Here is a 21,295-nt window from a genome sequence, read left to right as displayed (position 1 = left end):
CCGGAAGCGACCCCGATGCGTGATCGAACTGGAGGAACCCGCATGATCGAACTGGAGATCCACGGCGGCGTCGCCGAAGTGGTGCTGAACGCTCCCGACAAGCTCAACGCGCTCGACGAGGCGGCGCTCGCCGAACTCGCCGCCGCGTACGAGCAGGTCGAGGCTGCGGCATCCGAAGGACGCGTGCGCGCGCTCGTGCTGCGCGGCGAGGGGCGCGCGTTCTGCGCCGGCCGCGACATCTCGGGCGTCGACCCGCGCAACGACGACGTGCAGGGGTACCTCGGCGGCAAGGTCGAGCCGCTGCTGCAGCGGATGTCGCGCCTTCCGGTGCCGACGTTCGCCGTCGCGCACGGCGCGTGCCTCGGCGTGGGGCTCGGGCTCCTCATCGCGAGCGACATCGTCTACGTCGCCGACAACGCCAAGATCGGATCCCCGTTCAAGAACCTCGGCGCCACCCTCGACTCGGGCGGTCACGCGCTCTTCGTCGAGCGGCTCGGCGCGCACCGCACGATGGACCTCATCGTCACCGGCCGGCTCATGTCGGGGTCCGAGGCCGTGGCCGCGGGCCTGTTCTCGCAGGTGTTCCCCGCCGATGAGGTAACGGATGCCACCCGCACGGCGGCCCACGCCGCGGCATCCGGCCCCACCCTCGCCTTCGCGGCGTCGAAGCGGCTCGTCGCCGAACTCCGCGACGAGCGTCTCGGCCTGTGGACGTCGATGGCGAACGAGAACCGCGCGCAGGCCGAGCTCTGCGATACCGATGACTACCGCGAGGGGTTCGCCGCGTTCCAGGAGAAGCGCACGCCGACGTTCACCGGGCGCGCCTGAGGCGCGTCGGCGGGCGGCTTCAACGCGTCAGCCCGCCGAGCCCGGCCCGCGATCGTGCTCGGCGATGTCGCGGCCGAGGTCGTCCTCGATCAGGAGGTCGAAGCGAACGTGGTCGCTGCGGTAGGCCGAGCGGCCGAGCATGTGCGCCGTCATGGGCTGCGTGAGCAGCTGGAACGTCATGATGAGCACCACGGTCGACAGCACGCCCCATGACGGAACGCGCAGCACGATCGCGAGGAGCACCACCGCGAGTCCCAGCACCTGCGGCTTGGTCGCGGCGTGCAGGCGCGTGAGCACGTCGGGGAAGCGCAGCACGCCGATGCCGGCGGACATCGAGAGAAAGCCGCTCAGCAGGAGGAGCGCGCTGATCCCGAGCTCTGCGGGCGTCATGATTCGTCCTGCTGTCCGATGAACCGGGCGATCGCGATCGAGCCGAGGATCGCGAACACCGCGAGCACGAGCAGCACCACGAGCGTGTCGGTGTGCCGGTTGACGGCCATCTCGGTGCCGAGGGCGCAGATGGCGATGGCGAGCAGCACGTCGGTTGCGAGCGCCCGGTCGAGGATCGACGGGCCGCGGATGATCCGCACCACCGCGGCGACCGCACCGATGACGAACATCGCGCCGGCCACGAGGCCGATGAGCTCGAGCGGGGTCATTTGCGGTCTCCCTTCGTGGGATCGTCGCCGCGGCCGCGGCCGCGGCCGCCGGTGCGGGGGTCGTCGTCGTCGAGCGGATGCCGCTCCGCCGTCTCATGCGGCGCCACCTCGCGAACCCCGCGCGGCCTCGGTGGCTCGATCGGCGTGGACCGACCCTTGCGGCGCTCCCGACGCGCGTGCCGCACGGATGCCGCCTGCTCGCCGGTGCCCATCGCCAGCACGATGAGCTCCTCGATGCCGAGCACGTGTTTCCTCACCTTGTCGAGGTCGGCCTGCGTGCGGGTGCCGAAGGCGTGCAGGTAGAGCAGCCCGCGCTCGCGGTCGATGTCGACGACGACCGTGCCGGGCACGACCGTGATCGCCTCGGCCGTGAGCGTCGTGATGAGGTCGGAGCGGGTGAGGAGCTGCACGGCGATGATCGCGTTCATCGGCTGCCAGGTCGGCCAGACCGCGCGGGCGGCGACCTGGATCGAGGCGACCGCGACGTCGAACATCATCCTGAACCCGAGCACCAGCGCACGCCCCGGATGGAACCGGCCGCTGAGGAGCACGGGCGGCAGGTACAGGAAGCGGGTCACGAGCACGCCGAGCAGCACGCCCGTGGTGATGGTGAGCACGTCGACGTGGTCCCACAGGAACACCCACAGCACCACGAGCGCGATGAGCAGGGGGAGCTGGCGCCACACCGCCTCCCAGCGGGAGAACTCGGGGGCGTCGGGCTCGTCGGGCAGGTGGTCGGCCGGCAGGCCGTCGGCCGGCAGGCCGTCGCGTGGTTCAGCCGGCGACGCCGTGGCATCCGCTCTGCTCATTCGACACCTCCCGGGAACACGAGCGACACGTACACCGCCGGGTCGCGCAGGTTCTCGGCGGCCCGGGTCGCGAGGTCGAACAGGGGCCCGGCGAAGACCGTGAGCAGCAGCGTCAGCATCACCATGCCGGTGGTGACCCCCACCATCAGCCAGGGCGTGGTGCGGGTGGCGGTGACGACGCCGCCGTCGGGTGCCTCCTGCACGGACGAGAGCAGCACCGACTCGTAGCCCGCCAGCTCGTCACGGCCGCGCCAGAACGCCATGTTCCAGAAGCGCGCGAGCGCGTAGAGCGTGATGAGCGAGGTGAGCGCACCCACCGCGATGACCATCCAGATGAGCCAGCCCGGCGCGGACGTGCCTGGGCCGATCGCGTCCGCGGCATCCGCACCCCCGGCCGCCTCCGCCCCGGCGACGAACAGGCCCACCTTGCCGAGGAACCCGGAGAACGGCGGGATGCCGCCGAGGTTCAGCGCCGGCACGAAGAACAGGATCGCGAGCAGGGGGGATGCCGCGAGCAGGCCCGCGAGCCGGTTGATCGACGTGGCCCCGCCGAACCGCTCGATGAGACCTGTCGTGAGGAAGAGCGTCGTCTGCACGGTGATGTGGTGCACGACGTAGTACACGGTGGCCGCGAGGCCGAACACGCTCGCGAGCGCGATGCCGAAGATCATGTAGCCGATGTGGCTGACGAGCGTGAACGACAGCAGACGCTTGATGTCGGCCTGCGTGAGCGCGCCGAGGATGCCGATGAGCATCGTGAGTCCGCCGAGGACCATGAGGAGCGGCGTGAGGTCGTTCTCGGCGAAGATCACCGTCTCGGCGCGGATGATCGCGTACACGCCGACCTTCGTGAGGAGACCCGCGAAGACCGCCGTCACCGGCGCAGGCGCGGTCGGGTAGGAGTCGGGCAGCCAGAACGAGAGCGGGAACACGGCCGCCTTGATGCCGAACGCGATGAGGAGCAGCAGGTGCAGGATCAGCTGCACGTCCTGGGGAAGCTCGGCCAGACGCACTGAGAGCTGCGCGATGTTCGCGGTGCCCGTGGCGCCGTAGATGAGGGCGATCGCGCTCAGGAAGAACAGCGACGAGACGAGGCTCACGATGATGTAGGTGACGCCGGCCCGGATGCGCTCGCCGGTGCCGCCGAGGGTGAGCAGCACGTAGCTCGCCGACAGCAGGATCTCGAACCCGACGTAGAGGTTGAACAGGTCGCCCGCGATGAACGCGTTGAAGACGCCCGCCGACAGGATCAGGTAGGTGGGGTGGAAGATCGAGACGGGCGTCTCGCGGTTCCGGTCGGCGACGCCCTGCCCGACGGCGTAGAGGAGCACGCCGAGGAGCATGAGCGCCGAGATGATGATCATGATCGCGCTCAACCGGTCGACCACCAGCACGATGCCGTACGGCGCCGGCCAGGCACCGAGCACGACCGCGACACCGGTGCCCGATCGGTCCACCTCGGCGAGGAGCACCGCGGCGATGGCCGCGACGGCGGTGAGCACGGTGCTGCTCACGATCATCTGGGCGCGCCGGTACCTGCCGAGGATCAGGGCGGAGGCAGCCCCGAGGAGCGGGAGGAGCACGACGAGGGGAACGAGGGCGGCGCTGGTCACGGGGTCCTCCTTCCACGCCGGCGATCGGACGCGCGTTCGCGTTTCGCGCTTCGCTCATCGCCGCCAGGTCCTGCGGACGGATCGAATTCCTCGTCGACGGCGCGGAACTCCTCGTCGCTCGCGTCGATGATCTCCTGCACCGCCTGATCGTCGGCGGCGGAGCTGCGGATGAGGTCGGCGGTCTCCTCGGCGTCCTCGACGTGCTCGGCCGAGTCGTCGACGAGGTCGCCGCGCGCGCCGAGCTGCGCGAGCCACCAGCTGCGGTACAGCAGCGCCAGCAGGAAGGCCGTGATGCCGAGGTTGATGACGATCGCCGTGAGGATGAACGCCTGCGGCAGCGGATCGGAGATCTCGGATGCCTCCACGCCCTCGCTGAGGATGGGCGCCAGTCCGGGCGTGCCGCTCATGACGTAGATGAGCAGGTTGACGCCGTTGCCGACGAGCAGGAAGCCGATGAGCACGCGGGTGAGGCTCCGCTCCATCATGATGGCGATGCCCGAGCCGAAGAGCACGCCCATGACCAGCACGAGGGTGAACGAGGCGGTCATGTGCGGGCCTCCTCGTCGGCAGCGGTACCCATGGAGGCGGGCGCGGCCCGGCGCTCGTCGTGCGGGGTGTCGGGGTGGAGCGAGTCGTCTTCCGGGGCGATGGCATCGGGCAGCCCGTGTTCGTCGGCGTCTTCCCGCTGGCGGTCGATCTCGGCGCCGAGCGAGCGGAGGATGTCGAGTACGAGTCCGACGACCACCAGGTACACCCCGATGTCGAAGAGCGTCGAGGTGCCGATCGAAAGCGTCCCCAGTACCGGCACGTCGGCCTCGAACCACGACGACTCGAATGCGGTGGCACCGAAGAACAGGGGCAGCGTCGCCGTTCCGGCGGCGAGCAGGAGGCCGACGCCGAGGAGACGGCCGGCATCGATCGGAGCCGCCTCGCCCAGTTCGTATCGACCGCCGGCGAGATAGCGCGCGACCAACGCGAGTCCCGCCACCAGACCTCCCGCGAACCCGCCGCCCGGCGCGTTGTGCCCCACGAAGAGCAGGTACACCGAGATCACGATGGCCGGGTGGAAGAGCAGCCGTACGAGCACCTCGACCAGGATGGAGCGATTGCGAGGCGAGAGCGTGCGGCCCGCGAGGAGCCAGGTCTGGCGCGTCGCTGCGGCCTCCCCGGCGACATCCGTCTCGTCCGCCGTGTCGGCGAGGCTCGCCCGCGCGCCGCGCATGGTGTCGGCCGGTTCGGGGAGCGGTCGCAGCCGTTCGCGGCGCATCGTGGGCACGTCGAGGCGCGGCGCACCCCCGGTTCTGCCCGAGATGAAGATGAGGCTCGCGACACCCGTCGCCACCGCGACCAGCACCGAGATCTCGCCGAGCGTGTCCCACGCCCGGATGTCGACGAGCATCACGTTCACGATGTTCTTGCCGTGCGCCTCGACGGCGAGGGCGGGCAGTCCTTCGGCGATGGTGGGTCGCACGCGAGCGCCGAGCGCGACGAACCCGATCACCGCCATGACCGTGCCCGAGAACACGCCGATCGCGATGCGCACCGGCGTGCCGACCCCTTGGCTGCGCACGGCCACCTGGCGGGGGAGACGGCGCAGCACGAGTACGAAGACCACAACCGTGATCGTCTCGACGAGCGCCTGGGTGAGGGCCAGATCGGGTGCGCCGGTCGTGCCGAACAGGAGGACGAGCCCGTAGCCGGTGACACCCGCGAGCAGCACCGCGGTCATCCGTTGCCGCACGATGGCCGCGGCGATCGCCGCGATGGCGATGACGGCCGCGATGAGGGCTTGCCCGGGCGCATCCCAGAGACGGACGTCGGCGGGCCAGGTCGAGTTGCGCAGCGTGGCGACGCCGAGCCCCGCGACGAACACGGTGGTGATGACGGCGACGTAGCCGGCGACGCCGCGTGCCTGGATGAACGTGGTGAGGGCGGCGGCGAACCGGTCGAGCGCCCCGACGATCACGAGGTATCCGCGACCCGAGTCGATGGCGTGGGGCACCGACGACTGGAGGCGTGCGACGCTCACGCGCGTCCAGACGAGCAACGCGCCGAGGGCGAAGACCAGCGCGGAGATCGCAAGTGCGGGCTCGAATCCGTGCCACAGCGCGAGGTGGTACTCGTTCGGGCCGGGCAGTTCGTCGGCGTAGGCGGCGAGCAGCGGCTCGACGAACGGGACCGCGAGGGCGAAGGCGAGGCTCGCGATGGCGAGCGCGCCCGGCGCGATGCCGATCAGCGGGCCCGTGGGGTGCAGCGTCGTGGGCCCGGCTCCGTGCTTGGCGAAGAACGCACCCCAGAGGAACCTGGCCGTGTACGCCACCGTGAGCACCGAGCCGAGGAACGCCCCGGCGAGGGCCGCCCATGCCCACACGTCGCCGTCCACCGCTGCCTCGAGGAACGCGGTGAACACGCCCTCCTTGGCCACGAAGCCCAGGAGCGGCGGAAGGCCGGCCATCGATGCGGCGGCGAGGAACGCGATGGTCGCGATCACCGGCATGCGACGGCCGACCGCCGAGAGTCGGCGGAGGTCGCGGGTGCCCGCGGCGTGGTCGACGATTCCGACGACGAGGAAGAGCGCCGCCTTGAACAGCGCGTGCGCGATGAGCAGTGCCACGCCGGCGAGTGCCGCGTCACGGGTACCGAAGCCGGTGACGAGCACGAGGAAACCCAGTTGGCTCACCGTGCCGTAGGCGAGCAGCAGTTTGAGATCGGACTGCCGCAGCGCACGCCAGCCACCGACGAGCATCGTGAATCCACCGATCACGATGATGAGCGGATGCCACACCGAGATGTCGGCGTAGCCGGGCGAGAGCCGGGCGACGAGGTACACGCCCGCCTTCACCATCGCCGCGGCGTGCAGGTAGGCGGAGACCGGCGTCGGCGCGGCCATTGCGGCGGGCAGCCAGAAGTGGAACGGCACGAGCGCGCTCTTCGAGATCGCGCCCACGAGCACGAGCGCGATGCCCCACTCGGCCGCGGGCCCGGCGACCGGATCGGCGATGAGTTCCGCCAGCGACGTCGTTCCGCCGGCGACGACGAGCACCACGAGCCCGACGAGCATCGTGAGCCCGCCGAAGGTCGTCACGGTGAGCGCCTGGAGCGCCGCACCACGGCTCTCCTTGCGACCGGTGTAGTGGCCGATCAGGAGGTACGAGAGCACGCTCGTGGCCTCCCAGAACGTGAACAGCAGGAACACATCGTCGGCGGTGACGAGGCCGAGCATGACGCCCGCGAACGCGAGGAGCAACGCCGCGAACCGGCCCAGGGCGGGCTCGTCGTCGTCGAAGTACTGCGTGCAGTACAGCAGCACGAGTGCGCCGACACCCGTGACGATGAGGGCGAGCAGCAGCGCCAGCGCGTCGAGCCGGAACGAGATGGCCAGGTCGAGCTGCGGGATCCACGGAACGACCTCGACGACGGGATCCCCCGCGAGGACGCCGGGAAGCCACGTGAGCAGCAGCACGAAGACGACGGCGGGTACGAGCGCGATGACGGGGAACACACGGCGGCCGAGCCACCTCGTCAGCAGGGGAGTCAGCAGTGCGACGGCGGCGAAGACAGCGAGGCTGGTGATCATCCCACTCTCCCCGCGCTCGCAACGTCCCGTCCGGCCAGTTTACCGGGGCGCACCGCGGCCCGAATCGGCGAGTCGCATGCTCAGAGCGGAATCGAGAACGGCGACGGATGCCGCCGGCGGGACATCACCGCGGCATCCGTCGCCGTGCGTGGTGGGCGGTACCTAGGCGGCCGCGCCTCCGAGGTAGGCGTTGCGCACCTCGGGCAGCTCGACGAGCTCGGCTGGGGTGCCCTCGAGCACCACTCGTCCGCGCTGCATGACGATCGCGCGGTCGGCGATGCCGAACGAGGCACGTACGTTCTGCTCGACGAGGAGCACCGCGAGGCCCCGCTCGCGCAGTTGCGTGAGCACCTTCATGATCTCGGCGACGACCTTCGGCGCGAGGCCGATCGAGGGCTCGTCGAGCATGATCGCCTTCGGCGAAGCCATCAGGCCGCGGCCGATGGCGACCATCTGCTGCTCGCCGCCCGAGAGCGTGCCCGCCGCCTGCCCGAGCCGCGGCTGCAGCCGCGGAAAGAGCTCGAGCACGGCATCGAGGTCGCCCTTGCCGCCCTTGCTCCACGCGCCGAGCATGAGGTTGTCGCGCACCGTGAGCGATGGGAAGCAGAGTCGGTTCTCGGGAACGTGCATCAGCCCGAGCGCCGCCATCCGCTCCGTCGACCGGCCCGTGATGTCCTTGCCGTCGAGCGTGACCGTACCGGACGTCGGCCGGATGATGCCGTTCAGCGCGCGCAGCAGGGTGGTCTTTCCGGCGCCGTTGGAGCCGACGACCGTCAGGATCTCGCCCTCCGAGACCTCGAGGCTGACCTCGTGCAGGATCGCGAGCTTGCCGTAGCCCGCGTCGAGCGAATTGACGACGAGGGTCATGCGTGCTCCTCCAGTTCCTCGAGTTCGTGCTTCGCCTCTTCGGCGTCGGTGCCGAGGTACGCGACGATGACCGCGGGATCGTTGCGCACCGACTCGGGGTCGCCGTGCGCGATGAGCACGCCGTCGTCGAGCACCGCGACGCTGTCGGCGAGCGCCAGGACCTGCGCCACGTCGTGCTCGACGAGCACGATCGTGAGGCCGGCATCGCGGAGCGCCCGCAGCAGGTTCGCGAGCATGTCGCGCTCCCGGCCCGAGAGGCCCGCCATCGGCTCGTCGAGCAGCAGCAGTGCGGGCTCGGAGGCGAGCGCGCGACAGACCTCCATCATGCGCTGGCGGCCGAACGGCAGGTCACCGGCCGGCAGCGTGGCGACGTCGCCGAGGTTCATGATGTCGAGGATGTCGCGCGCGATCTCCTCATTGCGGTACTGCTCGCGACCCTGCAGGCCGAGCATGCCCCGGATGATGCCGGCGCGGCCCTTGCGGTAGCGACCCATGTACACGTTGCCGAGCACGTCGGTCGACGAGAACACCTGCAGGTTCTGGAAGGTGCGCGACAACCCGCGAACGGCGCCGACGTGCGGCTTCCGGCCCTGCACCTCCTCGCCGAGGAACGTCACCGTGCCGGCCGTCGGCGTGATCGCACCCGTGATCATGTTGAAGCACGTGGTCTTGCCGGCGCCGTTCGGTCCGATGAGCCCCATGATGCGTCCGGCGGGAACCGAGAAGCTCACGTCGTCGACGGCCACGACGCCGCCGTAGCGCTTCGTGAGCCCCTTCACCTCGAGGATCGGCTCACCAGCGGTGAGCGGGGTCGAAACGGTCGGCACGTTGAGCACGGCCTCGACCTCGTCCTCGACCGGCGCAGCGCCCTGGGGCACGACCGGCTCGCCCGGTACTCCGCCGAACGCGCGCGTCGGCGGTTCGCCGGTGCCGGCGTCGGCCGTGCCGTCGGCGGTCTTCGCCGCGGCTTTCGCGGCCGCCGTGGTGCGTCGCGCCTCAGTACGACGTCGGATGCCCGCCCAGATGGTTTGCACCGCCTGGTAGAGACCACCGGGAAGCAGCAAGATGACGAGGACGAGCACGAGCCCGTAGCCGATCAGCTGCACCTCGCCGGTTGCGCCGGGGATCAGCGCAGGGATGACGTCGCGGAGGCCCTCGGAGAGGAGTTCGACGATGAAGGCGCCGGCGACGGCGCCCCACACCGAACCGAGGCCGCCGATGACCACCATGAGGAGCAGCTCCACCGACACGTGGAACTCCGCCATCTGCGGCGACACGATCTGCACCTGGTAGGCGTAGAACACGCCACCGAGGCCGGCGAAACCCGCCGAGAGCGTGAAGACCTTCACGCGCAGGGCGTAGGTGTTCACGCCGAGCGACTCGGCCGCCAGCTCGGAGTCGTTGACGGCCGAGAGCGCTCGGCCCGCCCGTGAACGGGTGAGGTTCAGCGCGAGCACGAGGCCGATGATCACGAACGGGGCGACGTACCAGAAGAACAGCCCGTTGTTGTCGATCGGGATGCCGAAGACCTCGGGTCGTCCGAACCCGTAGATGCCGGTCGTGCGACCCGTGAACTCCCATTCGCGCACGGCGATCATGACGATGAAACCGAGTCCGAGGGTCGCGAGCGCCAGGTAGTGCCCGCGCAGGCGGAGCATCGGCAGCCCGACGAGGAGCGCCGCCAGCATGGCGGCGACGACCCCGCCGGTGGCGGCGACGACGCCCGGCATCTCGAACTTCTGGAGCAGGATCGCGTGCGTGTAGGCGCCGATTGCGAAGAACGCGGCCTGGCCGAGCGACACCTGGCCCGCGAGGCCCATGAGCAGTGACAGTCCGATCGCGGGCAGCGCGAAGATCATCGAGAAGACGGCGATGTTCATCATCGTCGAGCTCGCCGTGAACGGCACGAGGATCACGATGATCACGAGGATCGCCACGCCGATGATGGTCGAGCGGTTGTTGGGCCAGAACCCGGTCTTCGACCGGACGGCCGGGGAGGATTTCTCGAGGAGCGACACGTCAGACCCTTACGGCACTGGGGCGCAGCATGAGGCCGGCCGGACGGATGATGAGCACGACGATGAGGATGACGAACGCGACGCCGTCCTTCCAGCCGGATGCCACGTACCCGGCGACGTACGACTCGAGCACGCCGAGCAGCAGTGCGCCGACGATCGCGGCCCGGAACGACACGAGGCCGCCGAGCACCGCCGCCACGAACCCCTTGAGACCGAGCAGCAGGCCGCCCGACCAGATCGAGAGGTAGATGGGCGAGGAGACGACGCCCGCTGCGGCACCGGCGAGACCGGCGATGGCGAACGCGATCACGGATGCCAGGGCAGGTGAGATGCCCACGATCCGAGCGGCGACGGGTTGCTCCGCCGATGCGCGGAGCGCCTTGCCCCAGCGGGTCTTCTCGTAGAACAGCAGGATCCCGCCGCCGACGACGACGAGCGTGCCGAGCATCCAGAGCTCCTGCGAGCGGATGCTGACGCCACCGATGAGGAGGTCGTCACCGGGGAAGGCGGGCACTCGGCGCCCCTCGGCGCCCCACACCAGCAGCATGATCGCCTGCAGCAGCGTCGAGACGCCGAGCGTGAGGATGATGGACACGAGCGTGGTGAGGTTCTTCACGCGCGCGATCACGACGCGTTCGATGAGCACCGAGGCGAGCGTGACGGAGATGAGCGCGATGAGGATGGCGATGGGCAGCGGCAGGCCGGCGCTGAGGAGGGAGATGGTCCCCAGGCCGGCCAGCATCGCGTAGTCGCCCTGGGCGATGTTCACGACGTGCCGCACGGTGTACGTGGCGATGAGGCCGACGGCGAGCAGGGCGTACACAGAACCCTGTGACAACCCTGCCGCCGTCAGCTGGAGGAAATCAGTCAACGGACGTGGCTCACTCTTCGTGGAGGTTCCAGCGGCCGCCCTCGGCGATGGCCAGGATCAGCGCATCGGCGGTGAGGCCCGAGTGGTTCTCGGGGGTCATCGTGAAGACGCCTGAGATGCCGACGAAGTCGCTCGTCGCCTCGATCGCGTCGCGCAGCTCCTCGGGGTCGGTGCCGGCCTCCTCGATCGCCGCGACGCCGATCTTCCAGGCATCGTACGCGTGGCCCGCGAAGCTCGAGGGCGGGTTGCCGAAGGCCTCGGTGTAGTCCGCGATGAACTCGTCGATGACCTCCTTCTGCGGGTCGTCCTCTTCGAGCTGGTCGGCGACGAGCAGGCGGCCCATCGGCGCGATGGCACCCTCGGCGGCGTCGCCCGCGGCCTCGAAGAACGCGGCGTTCGCGACACCGTGCGACTGGTAGGCGGGCTTGCCGACACCGATCTGCACGTAGGCAGCCTGTGCCAGGCCGGCCGACGGCGTGATGCCCCAGATGATGACCGCGTCGGCGTCCGCGCCGCGCAGGTTCGTCATCTGGGCGGTGAAGTCGGTCGCGCTCGGCTCGAAGGCCTCGGTCGCGGTCAGCGTGATGCCGCGCTCGGCGCCGAGCTCCGTGATGATGTCGGCGATGCCCTCACCGAAGCCGGTGGCGTCGCGGGCGAGGGCGATCTTGGTGTACCCCTGCGACTCGGCGTGGTCGAGAATGCGCTCGAGCACGACGACGTCGTTCTGCGCGGTCTTGAAGACCCACTCGGAGCCCTCGACGATGGCGGCGTTCGCCGCGATCGAGATCGTGGGCAGCTGCGCCGCCTCGACGAGCGGACGCATGGCCAGCGAGGGGCCGGTGCGCGACGCTCCGATGATGAGGTCGACCTGCTCGTTCTCGATGAGTTCCGTCGTGGCCTTGGCGGCGCCATCCTCGGTGGACTGGTTGTCCTTGATGATCAGCTCGACCTCGCGGCCGTTGATGCCGCCGTCTTCGTTGAGCTGCTCGGAGAGCATGTTGAGCGTGTTCTGCTCGGGAACGCCGAGGTTCGCACCGACACCGGTGATGTCGAGCACGGCGCCGATCTTGATGGGGCCTTCTTCGGCGGCGCCGTCACCGTTGTCTCCGCCGCCGCCGCCGAAGTTCGACGATGAGCAGCCGGTGAAGGCGAGCGCGATGGATGCCGCGACGGCGGCGGGAATGAGCAGGCGGCGCTGCGCACGGTGCATGGTAGAACTCTCCTTTGAGCCCGAGTCGGGATCTCGTCGCTGAGCAGGGTCCGAGTTCATGACCGACCATTCGGTCACTATTTCGGTTCTTCCGACGATACGTTGCGTCAGGAGCGCTGGCAAGCCGTCGTGATGCAACTGATACACATCATCCCGCGTGCAGCGCACGGGAGAGGATGGGGCCATGCCGCTGCTCATCTCCGCCGACGAACTCGCAGGCCGACTCGACGACGAGCGCGCCCGACGAACGGGCGCCCGCACCGTGGTGCTCGACGTGCGCTGGAGTCTCTCGCAGCCCGACGGCGCCCCGGCATTCCGCGACGGTCACGTCCCGGGAGCCGTGTACGTCGACCTCGATCACGAGCTGGCCGACCACGCCGCACGTGGCCAGGGGAGACATCCGCTGCCGTCGGAGGCGGACTTCACCCGCGCCATGCGTTCATGGGGGATCAGCGACGGCGACACCGTCGTGGTGATGGACGACCTCGGCAACCAGTCGGCGGCCCGGGCGTGGTGGCTGCTCCGCCACGCCGGCGTCGGGGACGTTCGCATGCTCGACGGCGGGCTTACCGCATGGGCCGGCGCGGGGCATCCGCTCGAGACCGGAGACACCGAGCCCGCGCCAGGTGACGCGACCGCGCGCTTCGGAAGCATGCCCGTGATCGACGCCGACGGCGCCGCGGCCCTCCCGCTCCGCGGCGTGCTCCTCGATGCGCGCGCCGCCGAGCGGTATCGCGGTGAGGTCGAGCCCGTCGACCCGAAGGCGGGACACATCCCGGGTGCACGGTCGGCGCCGAGCGCGGGCAACCTCGACGGCGAGGGCCGGTTCCTGCCAGCCGAGACGCTGCGCGCGCGGTTCGCCGCACGCGGCGTCGAGCCCGGATCGCCCGTTGCGGCGTACTGCGGTTCGGGCGTCACCGCGGCGCACGAGGTCGCGGCCCTCGCCATCGCGGGCGTCGATGCGGCACTCTATCCGGGCTCCTGGAGCCAGTGGTCGAACGACCCCGACCGGCCCGTCGCCACAGGCCCCGATGCGGGCCCTACTCCTCCTCCGGCCGATGCCCCACCGCGATGAGCGTCGTGATGTCGGCCGTCCGCACCTCGCCGTCGTCGAGCGCGGCGAGGTAACGCTCGCGCACACCTTCGAGCTCCGCGTCGTCGACCCCCGACACGATCGCTCGGAGCCCGGTGCCGCGCACGAGCATCCAGGCGAGCTCCGGTGTGAGGTCCAGATGCCGCTTCACGGATTCGGCGCGCACGTCGGTGAGCCCGAGGTCCGTGAGCCAGCGAGCCAGGCTGCCTGCGGTGTCGGCGTCCTCGATCGTCGGCCTGGTCAGCTCCTCGAGATCGAGCTCGGATGCCGCGTCATCGGGCAGCGCCTGCACGAGCAGCTCGGGCAGCGGCTCGATGGCGCCGCGCGCCCACACGGTCACCATCACGCGGCCGCCGGGGCGCGCTCGCTCGATGAGATGCCGGGTGCCGGCTTCGATATCGGGGAAGAAGAAGACGCCGAGCACGCACTGCACCAGGTCGTATCCCGTGGGCTCCCAGGTCGTGACATCCGCGACGTGCAGATGCAGTTGCGGCATCCGCTCGCCCGCTCGCTCCCGTACCAGATCGATGAGCGGCTCCGAGAGGTCGACGGCATCCACCAGGCCGCCGACGCTCACGAGCTCCGCGGTCGGCAGGGCGGATGCCCCGTCGCCGCAGCACGCGTCGAGCACGCGTTCATCGAACTGCGGGCGTGATCGCGCCACCGCCGCGGTCGAGATCGGATTCCAGAGCACCTCGTCCAATTCCGCGAACGCCGCCGCCCCCCTGGCGAACTCCTCCGCGAAATCGGGTACCGTCGTCGTGTCCCCCATTCGCCCATTGTCGCCCTGATCTGGCAGAACGCGAAGACTCAGGCAATCGAAAGCCGGAGCGGGCAGACTGGGACTCCCGCCTTTTTCCGATCGAAACGAGACCTCCCGTCATGAATCGTGCCCTGCGCCGTGCCGCGCCCGTCGCACTCGCCGCCGCAACCGCCCTCGTCCTCGCCGGCTGCGCGGGCGGGTCCGAGCCGGAAGCCCCCGAGACGACCGCCGCGGCGGACTGCATGGATCTCTCCTCCGGGTCGCTGAGCGACGGCGTCACGGTCGAGGGCGAGTTCACCGACGTGCCCGCCGCCACCTTCACGACTCCGCTCGAGGCCGACGACCTCGAGCGGACGATCGCCATCGAGGGCGACGGCGATGAGACGGTCGCCGGTGACCCCGTCAACGCCATCGTCAGCGCATTCTCGGGCGTGAGTGGCGAGCAGCTGTTCTCGCAGCCGGCCACCATCACCGCCGGCGACAGCACCGTGTTCGAGGCCTTCCTCGCCGGCATCGACTGCGTGCCGATCGGTACGCGCACCGTCACGGTCGCACCTGCTGCGACGCTCTACGGGGATGCCGGCAACGAGACGATCGGTGTGGCCCCGGGTGAGACCGTCGTCATCGTCGTCGATGTCGTCGAGGTGCAGGAGGCGCTGAAGCCCTCCGAGTGGACCGAGAACGTGCCCGAGGTGAAGTTCGGCGCCGAGGGCGAGGCGCCCACCGTGACGCTGCCCGCGACGCCGCCGCCGGCCGAGCTCCAGTTGAGGGTGCTCGAGAAGGGCGACGGCGACGAGGTGCAGGCCGGCGACAACGTCACGCTGCACTACCAGGGCACGAGCTGGGACACGGGCGAGGTCTTCGACGAGAGCTATGGCGGCGAGCCGGCGCAGTTCCCGACCGACCAGGTCATCCAGGGCTTCGGTGCGGCGCTCGTCGGCCAGCAGGTCGGCACGAAGCTCATCGTCACCATCCCGCCGCAGTACGCCTACGGAGCGGAGCAGAGCGAGCAGAACCCGCTCGGCGGCCAGACGCTCGTGTTCCTCGTCGAGATCGAGGACACCGCGTCCGTCGAGTAGACAGGCCGGCTGGGCCCCGAACGAACGACGCGCTTCGGCCAGCCCCGGATCATGCGGCGAGCAGGCCCGCCCACACGATCGCGGCCGTGGCGAGCCAGAACACGGCCACGAACGCCGTGTCGCGCAGCCGCCACCGGCTGAGGATCCGCTCGGTGCGAGCGTCGTGCGCGCCGAACGCGCGAGCCTCCATCGCCAGGGCGACGCGTTCGGCGTGACGGATCGCGCTCGCGAGCAGCGGGATCGAGTACGAGATGAACCGCCGCACCGCGTCCACCGGGCCGCGGCCCGTGTCGATGCCGCGCACCCGGTGCGCGGCCCTGATGACCTCGAGCTCGTGCCGGAATCTCGGCACGAAGCGGAGGGCCGCGAGCGCGGTGTAGCCCACCCGGTACGGCACCCGGAGGTTCTGCACGAGCGCGCGCACGAGTTCGGGCCCCGAGGTGGTGAGTCCGGCGATGAGCGACAGCAGCACGATGGCCGCGACGCGCAGCGCCGTCGCGAGTCCGATGAGGTAGGCCGCGAGCGTGAAGCGCCAGCCGCCGACCTGCATGAGCACGAGGGATGCCCCGGCCGTCGTGTCGTCGATGCGCGACGGGTCGACCCACACGCCGAACGTCGCACCGAGCACGGCGACCCCCGCGACCGTGCCCACGACGAGTGCCGCGACGACCGCAACCCGGAGCCGCGCGCCGACGAGGAGCAGCACGAGGGCGAGCACGACGAACGCGAGCGGGGTGGCGTGGTCGCGGGTGAACACGATGAGGATCATCGCGGGCAGCGGCGCGACGAGCTTCGCGAGGGGATTGAGCGCGTGCAGGAAGCGCGCGGGAGGCACGGGCGCCTGCTCGGCGTACGGGTTGGGCGAGGTCGCCACGGTCGACGCGGCCGTGCTCACGAGACCGCACCGACCGAGTGCGGCAGCTGCGACATCCGGGTCACCTGCTGCCATTCGGGATGCCGTACGAGGCTGCGGGTCGCCCGCGCGAGCGGCGGATGACGCAGCCCCGCAGCCTCGATGAGCGGGCCCTCGAGCACCTCGCCGGTGGGGCCCGCGCCGATGACGCGCCCGCCCTGCATGACCGCGACGCGGGTCGCGTGGTCGGCGACGAGCTGCAGGTCGTGGGTGACGACGATGACCGTGGTGCCCTCGGCGTTCAGCCGGCCGAGGATGCCCAGGAGCTCCGCGGCGCGAGCGCGGTCCTGGCCGAACGTCGGCTCGTCGAGCACGAGCACGGGGGCGCCGGCGACGAGCGCCGTGCCCACCGAGAGCCGCCGCTTCTGCCCGCCCGAGAGCAGGAACGGATGTTGGTCGCGCAGCTCCTCGAGGCCGAAGCGGCGCAGCATCCGCTCGACCTCGGCCGGGCGCTCGTCGTCGGGCACGCCCTGCAGCCGGAACCCGAGGTCGAGTTCCTCGGCCACGGTGTGCGCGACGAACTGGTGCTCGGGGTTCTGGAAGACGAAGCCGATGCGGCGCGCCCGCTCGCGTGCGGAGGTTCGCGAGGGGTCCATGCCGAGCACGTCGACCGTGCCGCGCGGCGCCGGGATCACTCCGGCGATGGCCTGCACGAGGGTGGTCTTGCCGGCGCCGTTGGTGCCGACGACGGCGAGGAAATCGCCGGATGCCACGTCGAGGTCGACCCCGTCGACGACGACCGGCCCGCGCCGTCCGCCGCGGCGCACCGAGCAGTCGCGCACGGTGATCGCGGGCGAGGCGGCAGCGGACTCATCGCGCGCGGACTCGGCGACGGGTGCGGGCAGCGCCTCCACGGCCTCGAGGGCGGCGGCGAGCTCCGACGGGGTGAGCGGCAGGGCGCCGATCGGCACGCCGGCCGCGCGCAGCCGCATGCCGGCGAGCGTGGAGACGGGAAGCCATACGCCGAGCGCGACGAGCTCCTCGGCGCGATCCCGCAGCACGTCGTCGACGGATCCGTCGGCCACCATGTGGCCTGCGGCGTCGAGCACCACCACGCGGTCGACGATGTCGACGGCGGCGTCGAGGTTGTGCTCGACGAGCACGATGGCGTGGTCGCGCTCGTTGGCGAGTTCGCGGAGCACCGCGTACACCTCGTCGATGCCGGCCGGGTCGAGGTTCGCGGTGGGCTCGTCGAGCACGAGCACGGGGGAGGCGAGGGCGAGGGCGCACGCGATGGCGAGCCGCTGGCGTCCGCCGCCCGAGAGCACGTCGGGGTTGTCGCCGCGGCGGTCCCAGAGGCCGACGAGCTTGAGGGCGCGCTCGGCCCGCTCCAGCACCGCCTCGGCCGGGAGGAGCAGGTTCTCGGGGCCGAAGGCGACCTCGTCGAGCACGGTCCCCGTGACGACCTGCGCGTCGGGATCCTGGAAGACCATGGCGACGTGCTCGCTGAGCCGGGCCACCGGGTGCTCGCGGGTGTCGAGCCCCGCGACCCGCACGGTGCCGTCGAGGTGCGCGGCGATCGCGTGCGGCACCAGGCCGTCGAGCGCGAGCGTCAGCGTCGACTTGCCGCAGCCCGACGGCCCGAGCAGCAGCACGACCTCGCCGGGGCGGATCTCGAGCGACACCCCGTCGGGCGTGGCACGCGTCGCTCCCTCGTGGCGGATGCGCACGGCATCCAGCTCGAGCAGCGGGGCGGCTGGCATGGGCGGGTCCCGGATCGGGCCGGCACGGGAGCCGGCGGAGACGAAGCCGACGGCATGGCGTCGGCTCAGGCCAGCCTAACCGCCTCACACGAGGTGCGGTCGAGTCGCGCCGGAGGCGGCCTCGAGTTCGGACTCGATGAGGCGGAACGTGTCGTACTGGCGGATCCGCGCGGCGAGCACCTGTGCGCGGACGCGGTACCCGTGGTCGTTGAGCACCGTGTCGACGGCGCGCTGCACGGCGCCCGCCGTCGGCGTGCCGGTGCGGAGGTTCACGCCCACTCGGGCCCATTCGGCGCGTCTCGACACCTCGGGCTTGTCTTCGGTGTCACCCGCCGTCACGAGCGGAACGCCGTGGCTCAGGGCGTACTGCGTGCCGCCGTAGCCGGCGTTGGAGACGAACACGTCGGTCTTCGGCATCAGCCGGTGGTAGGGGAGGAACTCCGCCGCGCGGGCGTTCGCGGGCAGCGGGCCGAGTTCCTCGACGGGGCGACCGCCGGTCGCCACCACCACGAGCACGTCGCGGTCGACGAGGGCGTCGAGGGTCGGGCGCACGACGCGGCCGAAGTCCTTGTTGTCGATCGTGCCCTGCGTGACGTGCACGACCGGTCGGTCGCCGTCGAGCTCGGGCCACCACTCCGGCAGTGAACCGGTCACGGGCGCCGGCGGCAGCACGGTGCCGACGAACCTCAGGTTCGGCGACAGGTCGCGACGCGGATACTCGAATTCCTCGGGCGAGAGCTGCAGGAACCGGTCGAACAGGCGTGAGAGGTCGAGCACGAAGTTCGAGAGCTGCGGCCGGCCGAGTTCGGCCATGATGTCGTCGGCGAGCTCCTGGGTGCGGCGGAACACCACCTTCTGCACGAACGCGTTCAGTGCGCGGTTGCGCATCCGTCCGATGGGCGACGCGCTCGGCGCGAGCCCGAGGCCGTACGGTGCGGCATCCGTGCTCGACTGGCTCAGTGGGATGACGCCCGCGGCCAGCACCGGCGGACGGCTGGCGGGATCGTCGAGGAGCAGCGGGAGGATGCCCGCGAAGGCCGCCTCGACGAGCACGGCGTCGGGATCCAACTCGGCGATGGCCGCCTCGAGCGCGCGCGTCTGGTCGGGCACAGGGCGGATGAAGATGGTCTCGACGTCGTACCGGAGCCTCGCGATGCCGCGGTGCTGGTCGCGGTCGGGCAGGTGGTCCTGCACCACGCGGTCGTCGAAGTCCGCGATGCCGGCGAGCGAGCGGTGGTCGGCGCCCGTGGCCGTGACGGCATCCCGGAAGCGCGAGCCGGTGAGCACGGTGACGTCGTGGCCTCGCGAGACGAGGTGGCGTGCGATCGCGATGATGGGGGCGACGTGGCCCTGGATGGGGTTCGCGCACAGGAGGTAGGTCGACATCAGCTGGTCTTTCGGGTTGGATTCCGACCGGCGCGGGGCCGCGCCGCGCCATGCGGCCGAAGCCGTGTACGAGCAGCGAAGCTAGCAAGACGAGGTTTTCTCGACAAGCTACTCCGGTGCCGTCCAGTGCTGCCACCACGGGATTTCAGGGCTGGCACCGAGCTGGGCTGTCGCACGGTGTCTCGATGTCGAAGGATTCCGGGAATGTGCCGGTCACGGGGGGTGTTGTACCAGTGTCCGGGCGTGGAGCCACCACGTCGGAAGGAGGAGAACGTGGGCATCAGTTACGTCGAGTTCGAAGACGAAGCCGGGGTCCTGCGTCGCTACCGCAAGCACGTGAACGGTCGCGGCCTCGTCGCCACGACCGCCAAGGTCGACCCGACGGCCTTCGTCGACCCGACGGCCTACGTCGATCCCGGTGCCGAAGTGCAGCGCGGGGCGCAGATCGGGCCGCGTGCCTGGGTCGATCGCGACGCCATCGTCGCCGAGCGCGCCGTCGTCGGCGTCAACGCGCACGTCGGCCGCCACGCGGTCGTCGGCCGCAACGCCGTCATCGGCCCCTATGCGACGGTCGGCGCCGATGCGCGCGTGCAGAACGGCGCCCGGGTACCGCGCGAGACCACCGTGGCCGACGGCGACGAGTACCGCGCGTCGACCGAGGACCTGCGCCGGCTCGGCCTCGCCGCCTGAGCGAGCCCTGCCGACGACATCGAGGCAGACGGGTGCCCCGGGCCGAATGGCCCGGGGCATCGCCATGTCGTCAAGCCAGCAGCTCCTCGGCGAGCAGCGTGAGCGTCTGCTCACGACCGGGCGCGGCATCCGTCGCCTCGGCCCCGAAGGAACCCGCGATCGGCGACACCATGACCTCGTCGATGCCGTGCCGCTCGGCGAGCGCGCGCAGTTCGCTCGCGGCGCCGTCGGCGTCGGCGATGATCCAGCGACGCTCCATGCCGGCGATGAGCTCGTCGACGACCGAATCGGCGGGCGCCGACTGCGCCTCCTCCACCGTCTCGAGCGGCCGCATGGGCCGGTTGGTGCGCAGGCGCGCCATCGAGCGCAGCTGCGGCAGCGCGCGGGCGCGGGCCTCCTCGACGGTGGGGGCGACCGACGCGTTCACCGTCAGGAACGTCTCGGGCGTCGGATGCCGCTCGCTCGGCCGGTACCCGGTGCGGTACAGCTCGAGCGCCCGCTCGAGTCCCTCGCCCGAGAAGTGGTTCGCGAACACGTACGGCAGCCCGAGCTCGGCGGCGAGCTTCGCCGAGTAGTCGCTCGAACCCAGGAGCCAGAGCGTGGGGACATCCGTCGCCGCCGGTGTCGCGGTGATCGCGTACTCGCGCCCGCTCGTGAGCCGCAGCGTCGCGCCGTCGGGTGAGAGCAGGCTCAGGATGTCGGCGACGTGGTCGGGGAACCGGTCGACGTCGGCGGTCGGACCCGAGATGCGCAGCAGCTGCGTGATGACGGGGTCGCTCCCCGGCGCCCGGCCGATGCCGAGGTCGATGCGGCCCGGAGCGAGCGCCTCGAGTGCCGCGAACTGCTCGGCGACCACGAGCGGTGCGTGATTCGGCAGCATGACGCCGCCGGAACCGACCCGGATCCGCTCCGTCCGCGACACGGCCGCGGCGACGAGCACCGGCGGGGTCGTGGAGGCGACCGCGGGCATGTTGTGGTGTTCGGCGAACCAGTAGCGCGTGTATCCGAGCCGGTCGGCGACCTGCGCGAGGCGAACGGATGCCGCGACCGCGCCCGAACTGGGCTGGCCGCTGCGCACGGGAACGAGATCGAGCACGGAGAGTCGGAGGGAGGAAGCCATCCACAACGGCAACCGGCACGCCGTCGGCGGTATTCCGCGAGCCCGAGGCGAGGCCGCGGCCCAGCTGGGGCCCGACCGCGGGATAACCCTGAGGTG

General features: G+C 70.9%; 19 protein-coding genes. 4 read left to right on the top strand and 15 right to left on the bottom strand.

The genetic code is table 11. From position 1 onward, the window contains the following. Positions 1-42 precede the first annotated feature (42 nt). Positions 43-828, top strand: a complete 786-nt coding sequence (locus AB0K73_RS00690) for an enoyl-CoA hydratase-related protein (protein ID WP_360511112.1) — start codon at positions 43-45, stop codon at positions 826-828. A 27-nt stretch (positions 829-855) separates the two neighbouring features. Here AB0K73_RS00690 and mnhG read toward each other — a convergent pair whose 3' ends face one another. From mnhG to AB0K73_RS00640, 10 genes are all read right to left on the bottom strand, one after another. Then, a complete protein-coding gene (gene mnhG, locus AB0K73_RS00685; protein ID WP_360511113.1) occupies positions 856-1,218 on the bottom strand; it encodes a monovalent cation/H(+) antiporter subunit G in 363 nt (120 codons plus the stop codon). Next, complete coding sequence (locus tag AB0K73_RS00680; RefSeq protein WP_360511114.1) at positions 1,215-1,487, bottom strand: monovalent cation/H+ antiporter complex subunit F; 273 nt, start codon at positions 1,485-1,487, stop codon at positions 1,215-1,217. The genes mnhG and AB0K73_RS00680 overlap by 4 nt, the downstream gene beginning before the upstream one ends. Next, positions 1,484-2,296, bottom strand: a complete 813-nt coding sequence (locus AB0K73_RS00675; RefSeq protein ID WP_360511115.1) for a Na+/H+ antiporter subunit E — start codon at positions 2,294-2,296, stop codon at positions 1,484-1,486. The genes AB0K73_RS00680 and AB0K73_RS00675 overlap by 4 nt, the downstream gene beginning before the upstream one ends. Further along, positions 2,293-3,909: a Na+/H+ antiporter subunit D gene (locus AB0K73_RS00670; RefSeq protein WP_360511116.1), complete on the bottom strand. Its 1,617-nt coding sequence runs from the start codon at positions 3,907-3,909 to the stop codon at positions 2,293-2,295. Before AB0K73_RS00670 ends, AB0K73_RS00675 begins: the two co-directional genes overlap by 4 nt. After that, entirely contained in the window at positions 3,906-4,457 is a 552-nt protein-coding gene (locus tag AB0K73_RS00665) for an NADH-quinone oxidoreductase subunit K (RefSeq protein ID WP_360511117.1), read from the bottom strand. The genes AB0K73_RS00670 and AB0K73_RS00665 overlap by 4 nt, the downstream gene beginning before the upstream one ends. After that, positions 4,454-7,486 carry a Na+/H+ antiporter subunit A gene (locus AB0K73_RS00660; protein WP_360511118.1) on the bottom strand — a complete coding sequence of 1,011 codons (3,033 nt, stop codon included), beginning with the start codon at positions 7,484-7,486 and terminating at the stop codon, positions 4,454-4,456. Before AB0K73_RS00660 ends, AB0K73_RS00665 begins: the two co-directional genes overlap by 4 nt. A 162-nt stretch (positions 7,487-7,648) precedes the next feature. Beyond that, positions 7,649-8,353, bottom strand: a complete 705-nt coding sequence (locus tag AB0K73_RS00655; protein WP_360511119.1) for an ABC transporter ATP-binding protein — start codon at positions 8,351-8,353, stop codon at positions 7,649-7,651. Continuing rightward, a complete protein-coding gene (locus AB0K73_RS00650; RefSeq protein ID WP_360511120.1) occupies positions 8,350-10,371 on the bottom strand; it encodes a branched-chain amino acid ABC transporter ATP-binding protein/permease in 2,022 nt (673 codons plus the stop codon). The genes AB0K73_RS00655 and AB0K73_RS00650 overlap by 4 nt, the downstream gene beginning before the upstream one ends. Position 10,372: 1 nt before the next feature. Further along, positions 10,373-11,209 carry a branched-chain amino acid ABC transporter permease gene (locus tag AB0K73_RS00645; protein WP_360511121.1) on the bottom strand — a complete coding sequence of 279 codons (837 nt, stop codon included), beginning with the start codon at positions 11,207-11,209 and terminating at the stop codon, positions 10,373-10,375. Positions 11,210-11,252: 43 nt separating this feature from the next. Further along, complete coding sequence (locus tag AB0K73_RS00640) at positions 11,253-12,452, bottom strand: ABC transporter substrate-binding protein (protein WP_360511122.1); 1,200 nt, start codon at positions 12,450-12,452, stop codon at positions 11,253-11,255. A gap of 184 nt (positions 12,453-12,636) precedes the next feature. Between AB0K73_RS00640 and AB0K73_RS00635 the strand changes: the two genes are divergently transcribed. Next, a complete protein-coding gene (locus tag AB0K73_RS00635; RefSeq protein ID WP_360511123.1) occupies positions 12,637-13,527 on the top strand; it encodes a sulfurtransferase in 891 nt (296 codons plus the stop codon). On the opposite strand, the gene AB0K73_RS00630 is transcribed toward AB0K73_RS00635, so the two are convergent. After that, positions 13,493-14,317: a methyltransferase domain-containing protein gene (locus AB0K73_RS00630; RefSeq protein WP_360511124.1), complete on the bottom strand. Its 825-nt coding sequence runs from the start codon at positions 14,315-14,317 to the stop codon at positions 13,493-13,495. The two genes, AB0K73_RS00635 and AB0K73_RS00630, sit on opposite strands and share 35 nt — an antisense overlap. A gap of 110 nt (positions 14,318-14,427) precedes the next feature. Between AB0K73_RS00630 and AB0K73_RS00625 the strand changes: the two genes are divergently transcribed. After that, positions 14,428-15,387 carry an FKBP-type peptidyl-prolyl cis-trans isomerase gene (locus tag AB0K73_RS00625; RefSeq protein WP_360511125.1) on the top strand — a complete coding sequence of 320 codons (960 nt, stop codon included), beginning with the start codon at positions 14,428-14,430 and terminating at the stop codon, positions 15,385-15,387. A 49-nt stretch (positions 15,388-15,436) separates the two neighbouring features. Here AB0K73_RS00625 and AB0K73_RS00620 read toward each other — a convergent pair whose 3' ends face one another. From AB0K73_RS00620 to AB0K73_RS00610, 3 genes are all read right to left on the bottom strand, one after another. Then, the gene (locus AB0K73_RS00620; RefSeq protein ID WP_360511126.1) at positions 15,437-16,282 is read right to left on the bottom strand and encodes an energy-coupling factor transporter transmembrane component T; all 846 of its coding nucleotides are present in this window, start codon (positions 16,280-16,282) and stop codon (positions 15,437-15,439) included. Further along, positions 16,279-18,003, bottom strand: coding sequence for an ATP-binding cassette domain-containing protein (locus AB0K73_RS00615; RefSeq protein ID WP_360511127.1), 1,725 nt, complete (start codon positions 18,001-18,003; stop codon positions 16,279-16,281). The genes AB0K73_RS00620 and AB0K73_RS00615 overlap by 4 nt, the downstream gene beginning before the upstream one ends. Positions 18,004-18,087: 84 nt before the next feature. Beyond that, complete coding sequence (locus AB0K73_RS00610) at positions 18,088-19,389, bottom strand: nucleotide disphospho-sugar-binding domain-containing protein (protein ID WP_360511128.1); 1,302 nt, start codon at positions 19,387-19,389, stop codon at positions 18,088-18,090. A 273-nt stretch (positions 19,390-19,662) separates the two neighbouring features. On the opposite strand from AB0K73_RS00610, the gene AB0K73_RS00605 reads away from it, so the two are divergent. After that, a complete protein-coding gene (locus tag AB0K73_RS00605) occupies positions 19,663-20,079 on the top strand; it encodes a transferase (RefSeq protein WP_360511129.1) in 417 nt (138 codons plus the stop codon). Positions 20,080-20,149: 70 nt separating this feature from the next. On the opposite strand, the gene AB0K73_RS00600 is transcribed toward AB0K73_RS00605, so the two are convergent. Next, on the bottom strand, positions 20,150-21,199 hold the full coding sequence (locus tag AB0K73_RS00600; protein WP_360511130.1) for an LLM class flavin-dependent oxidoreductase: 1,050 nt from the start codon (positions 21,197-21,199) through the stop codon (positions 20,150-20,152). Positions 21,200-21,295 lie beyond the last annotated feature (96 nt).

The sequence above is a fragment of the Agromyces sp. NPDC052230 genome, assembly GCF_040679595.1.
GTDB lineage: Bacteria > Actinomycetota > Actinomycetes > Actinomycetales > Microbacteriaceae > Agromyces.
The sequence above is the reverse complement of the archived record's forward strand: the minus strand, read 5'-3'. Positions and strand labels throughout refer to the sequence as shown.

Excerpts from the sequence above, each read along its gene's own strand:
- AB0K73_RS00690 (WP_360511112.1), top strand. The coding sequence starts at position 43 with ATGATCGAACTGGAGATCCACGGCGGCGTCGCCGAAGTGGTGCTGAAC.
- mnhG (WP_360511113.1), bottom strand. The coding sequence starts at position 1,218 with ATGACGCCCGCAGAGCTCGGGATCAGCGCGCTCCTCCTGCTGAGCGGC.
- AB0K73_RS00680 (WP_360511114.1), bottom strand. The coding sequence starts at position 1,487 with ATGACCCCGCTCGAGCTCATCGGCCTCGTGGCCGGCGCGATGTTCGTC.
- AB0K73_RS00675 (WP_360511115.1), bottom strand. The coding sequence starts at position 2,296 with ATGAGCAGAGCGGATGCCACGGCGTCGCCGGCTGAACCACGCGACGGC.
- AB0K73_RS00665 (WP_360511117.1), bottom strand. The coding sequence starts at position 4,457 with ATGACCGCCTCGTTCACCCTCGTGCTGGTCATGGGCGTGCTCTTCGGC.
- AB0K73_RS00660 (WP_360511118.1), bottom strand. The coding sequence starts at position 7,486 with ATGATCACCAGCCTCGCTGTCTTCGCCGCCGTCGCACTGCTGACTCCC.
- AB0K73_RS00655 (WP_360511119.1), bottom strand. The coding sequence starts at position 8,353 with ATGACCCTCGTCGTCAATTCGCTCGACGCGGGCTACGGCAAGCTCGCG.
- AB0K73_RS00640 (WP_360511122.1), bottom strand. The coding sequence starts at position 12,452 with ATGCACCGTGCGCAGCGCCGCCTGCTCATTCCCGCCGCCGTCGCGGCA.
- AB0K73_RS00635 (WP_360511123.1), top strand. The coding sequence starts at position 12,637 with ATGCCGCTGCTCATCTCCGCCGACGAACTCGCAGGCCGACTCGACGAC.
- AB0K73_RS00630 (WP_360511124.1), bottom strand. The coding sequence starts at position 14,317 with ATGGGGGACACGACGACGGTACCCGATTTCGCGGAGGAGTTCGCCAGG.
- AB0K73_RS00625 (WP_360511125.1), top strand. The coding sequence starts at position 14,428 with ATGAATCGTGCCCTGCGCCGTGCCGCGCCCGTCGCACTCGCCGCCGCA.
- AB0K73_RS00615 (WP_360511127.1), bottom strand. The coding sequence starts at position 18,003 with ATGCCAGCCGCCCCGCTGCTCGAGCTGGATGCCGTGCGCATCCGCCAC.
- AB0K73_RS00610 (WP_360511128.1), bottom strand. The coding sequence starts at position 19,389 with ATGTCGACCTACCTCCTGTGCGCGAACCCCATCCAGGGCCACGTCGCC.
- AB0K73_RS00600 (WP_360511130.1), bottom strand. The coding sequence starts at position 21,199 with ATGGCTTCCTCCCTCCGACTCTCCGTGCTCGATCTCGTTCCCGTGCGC.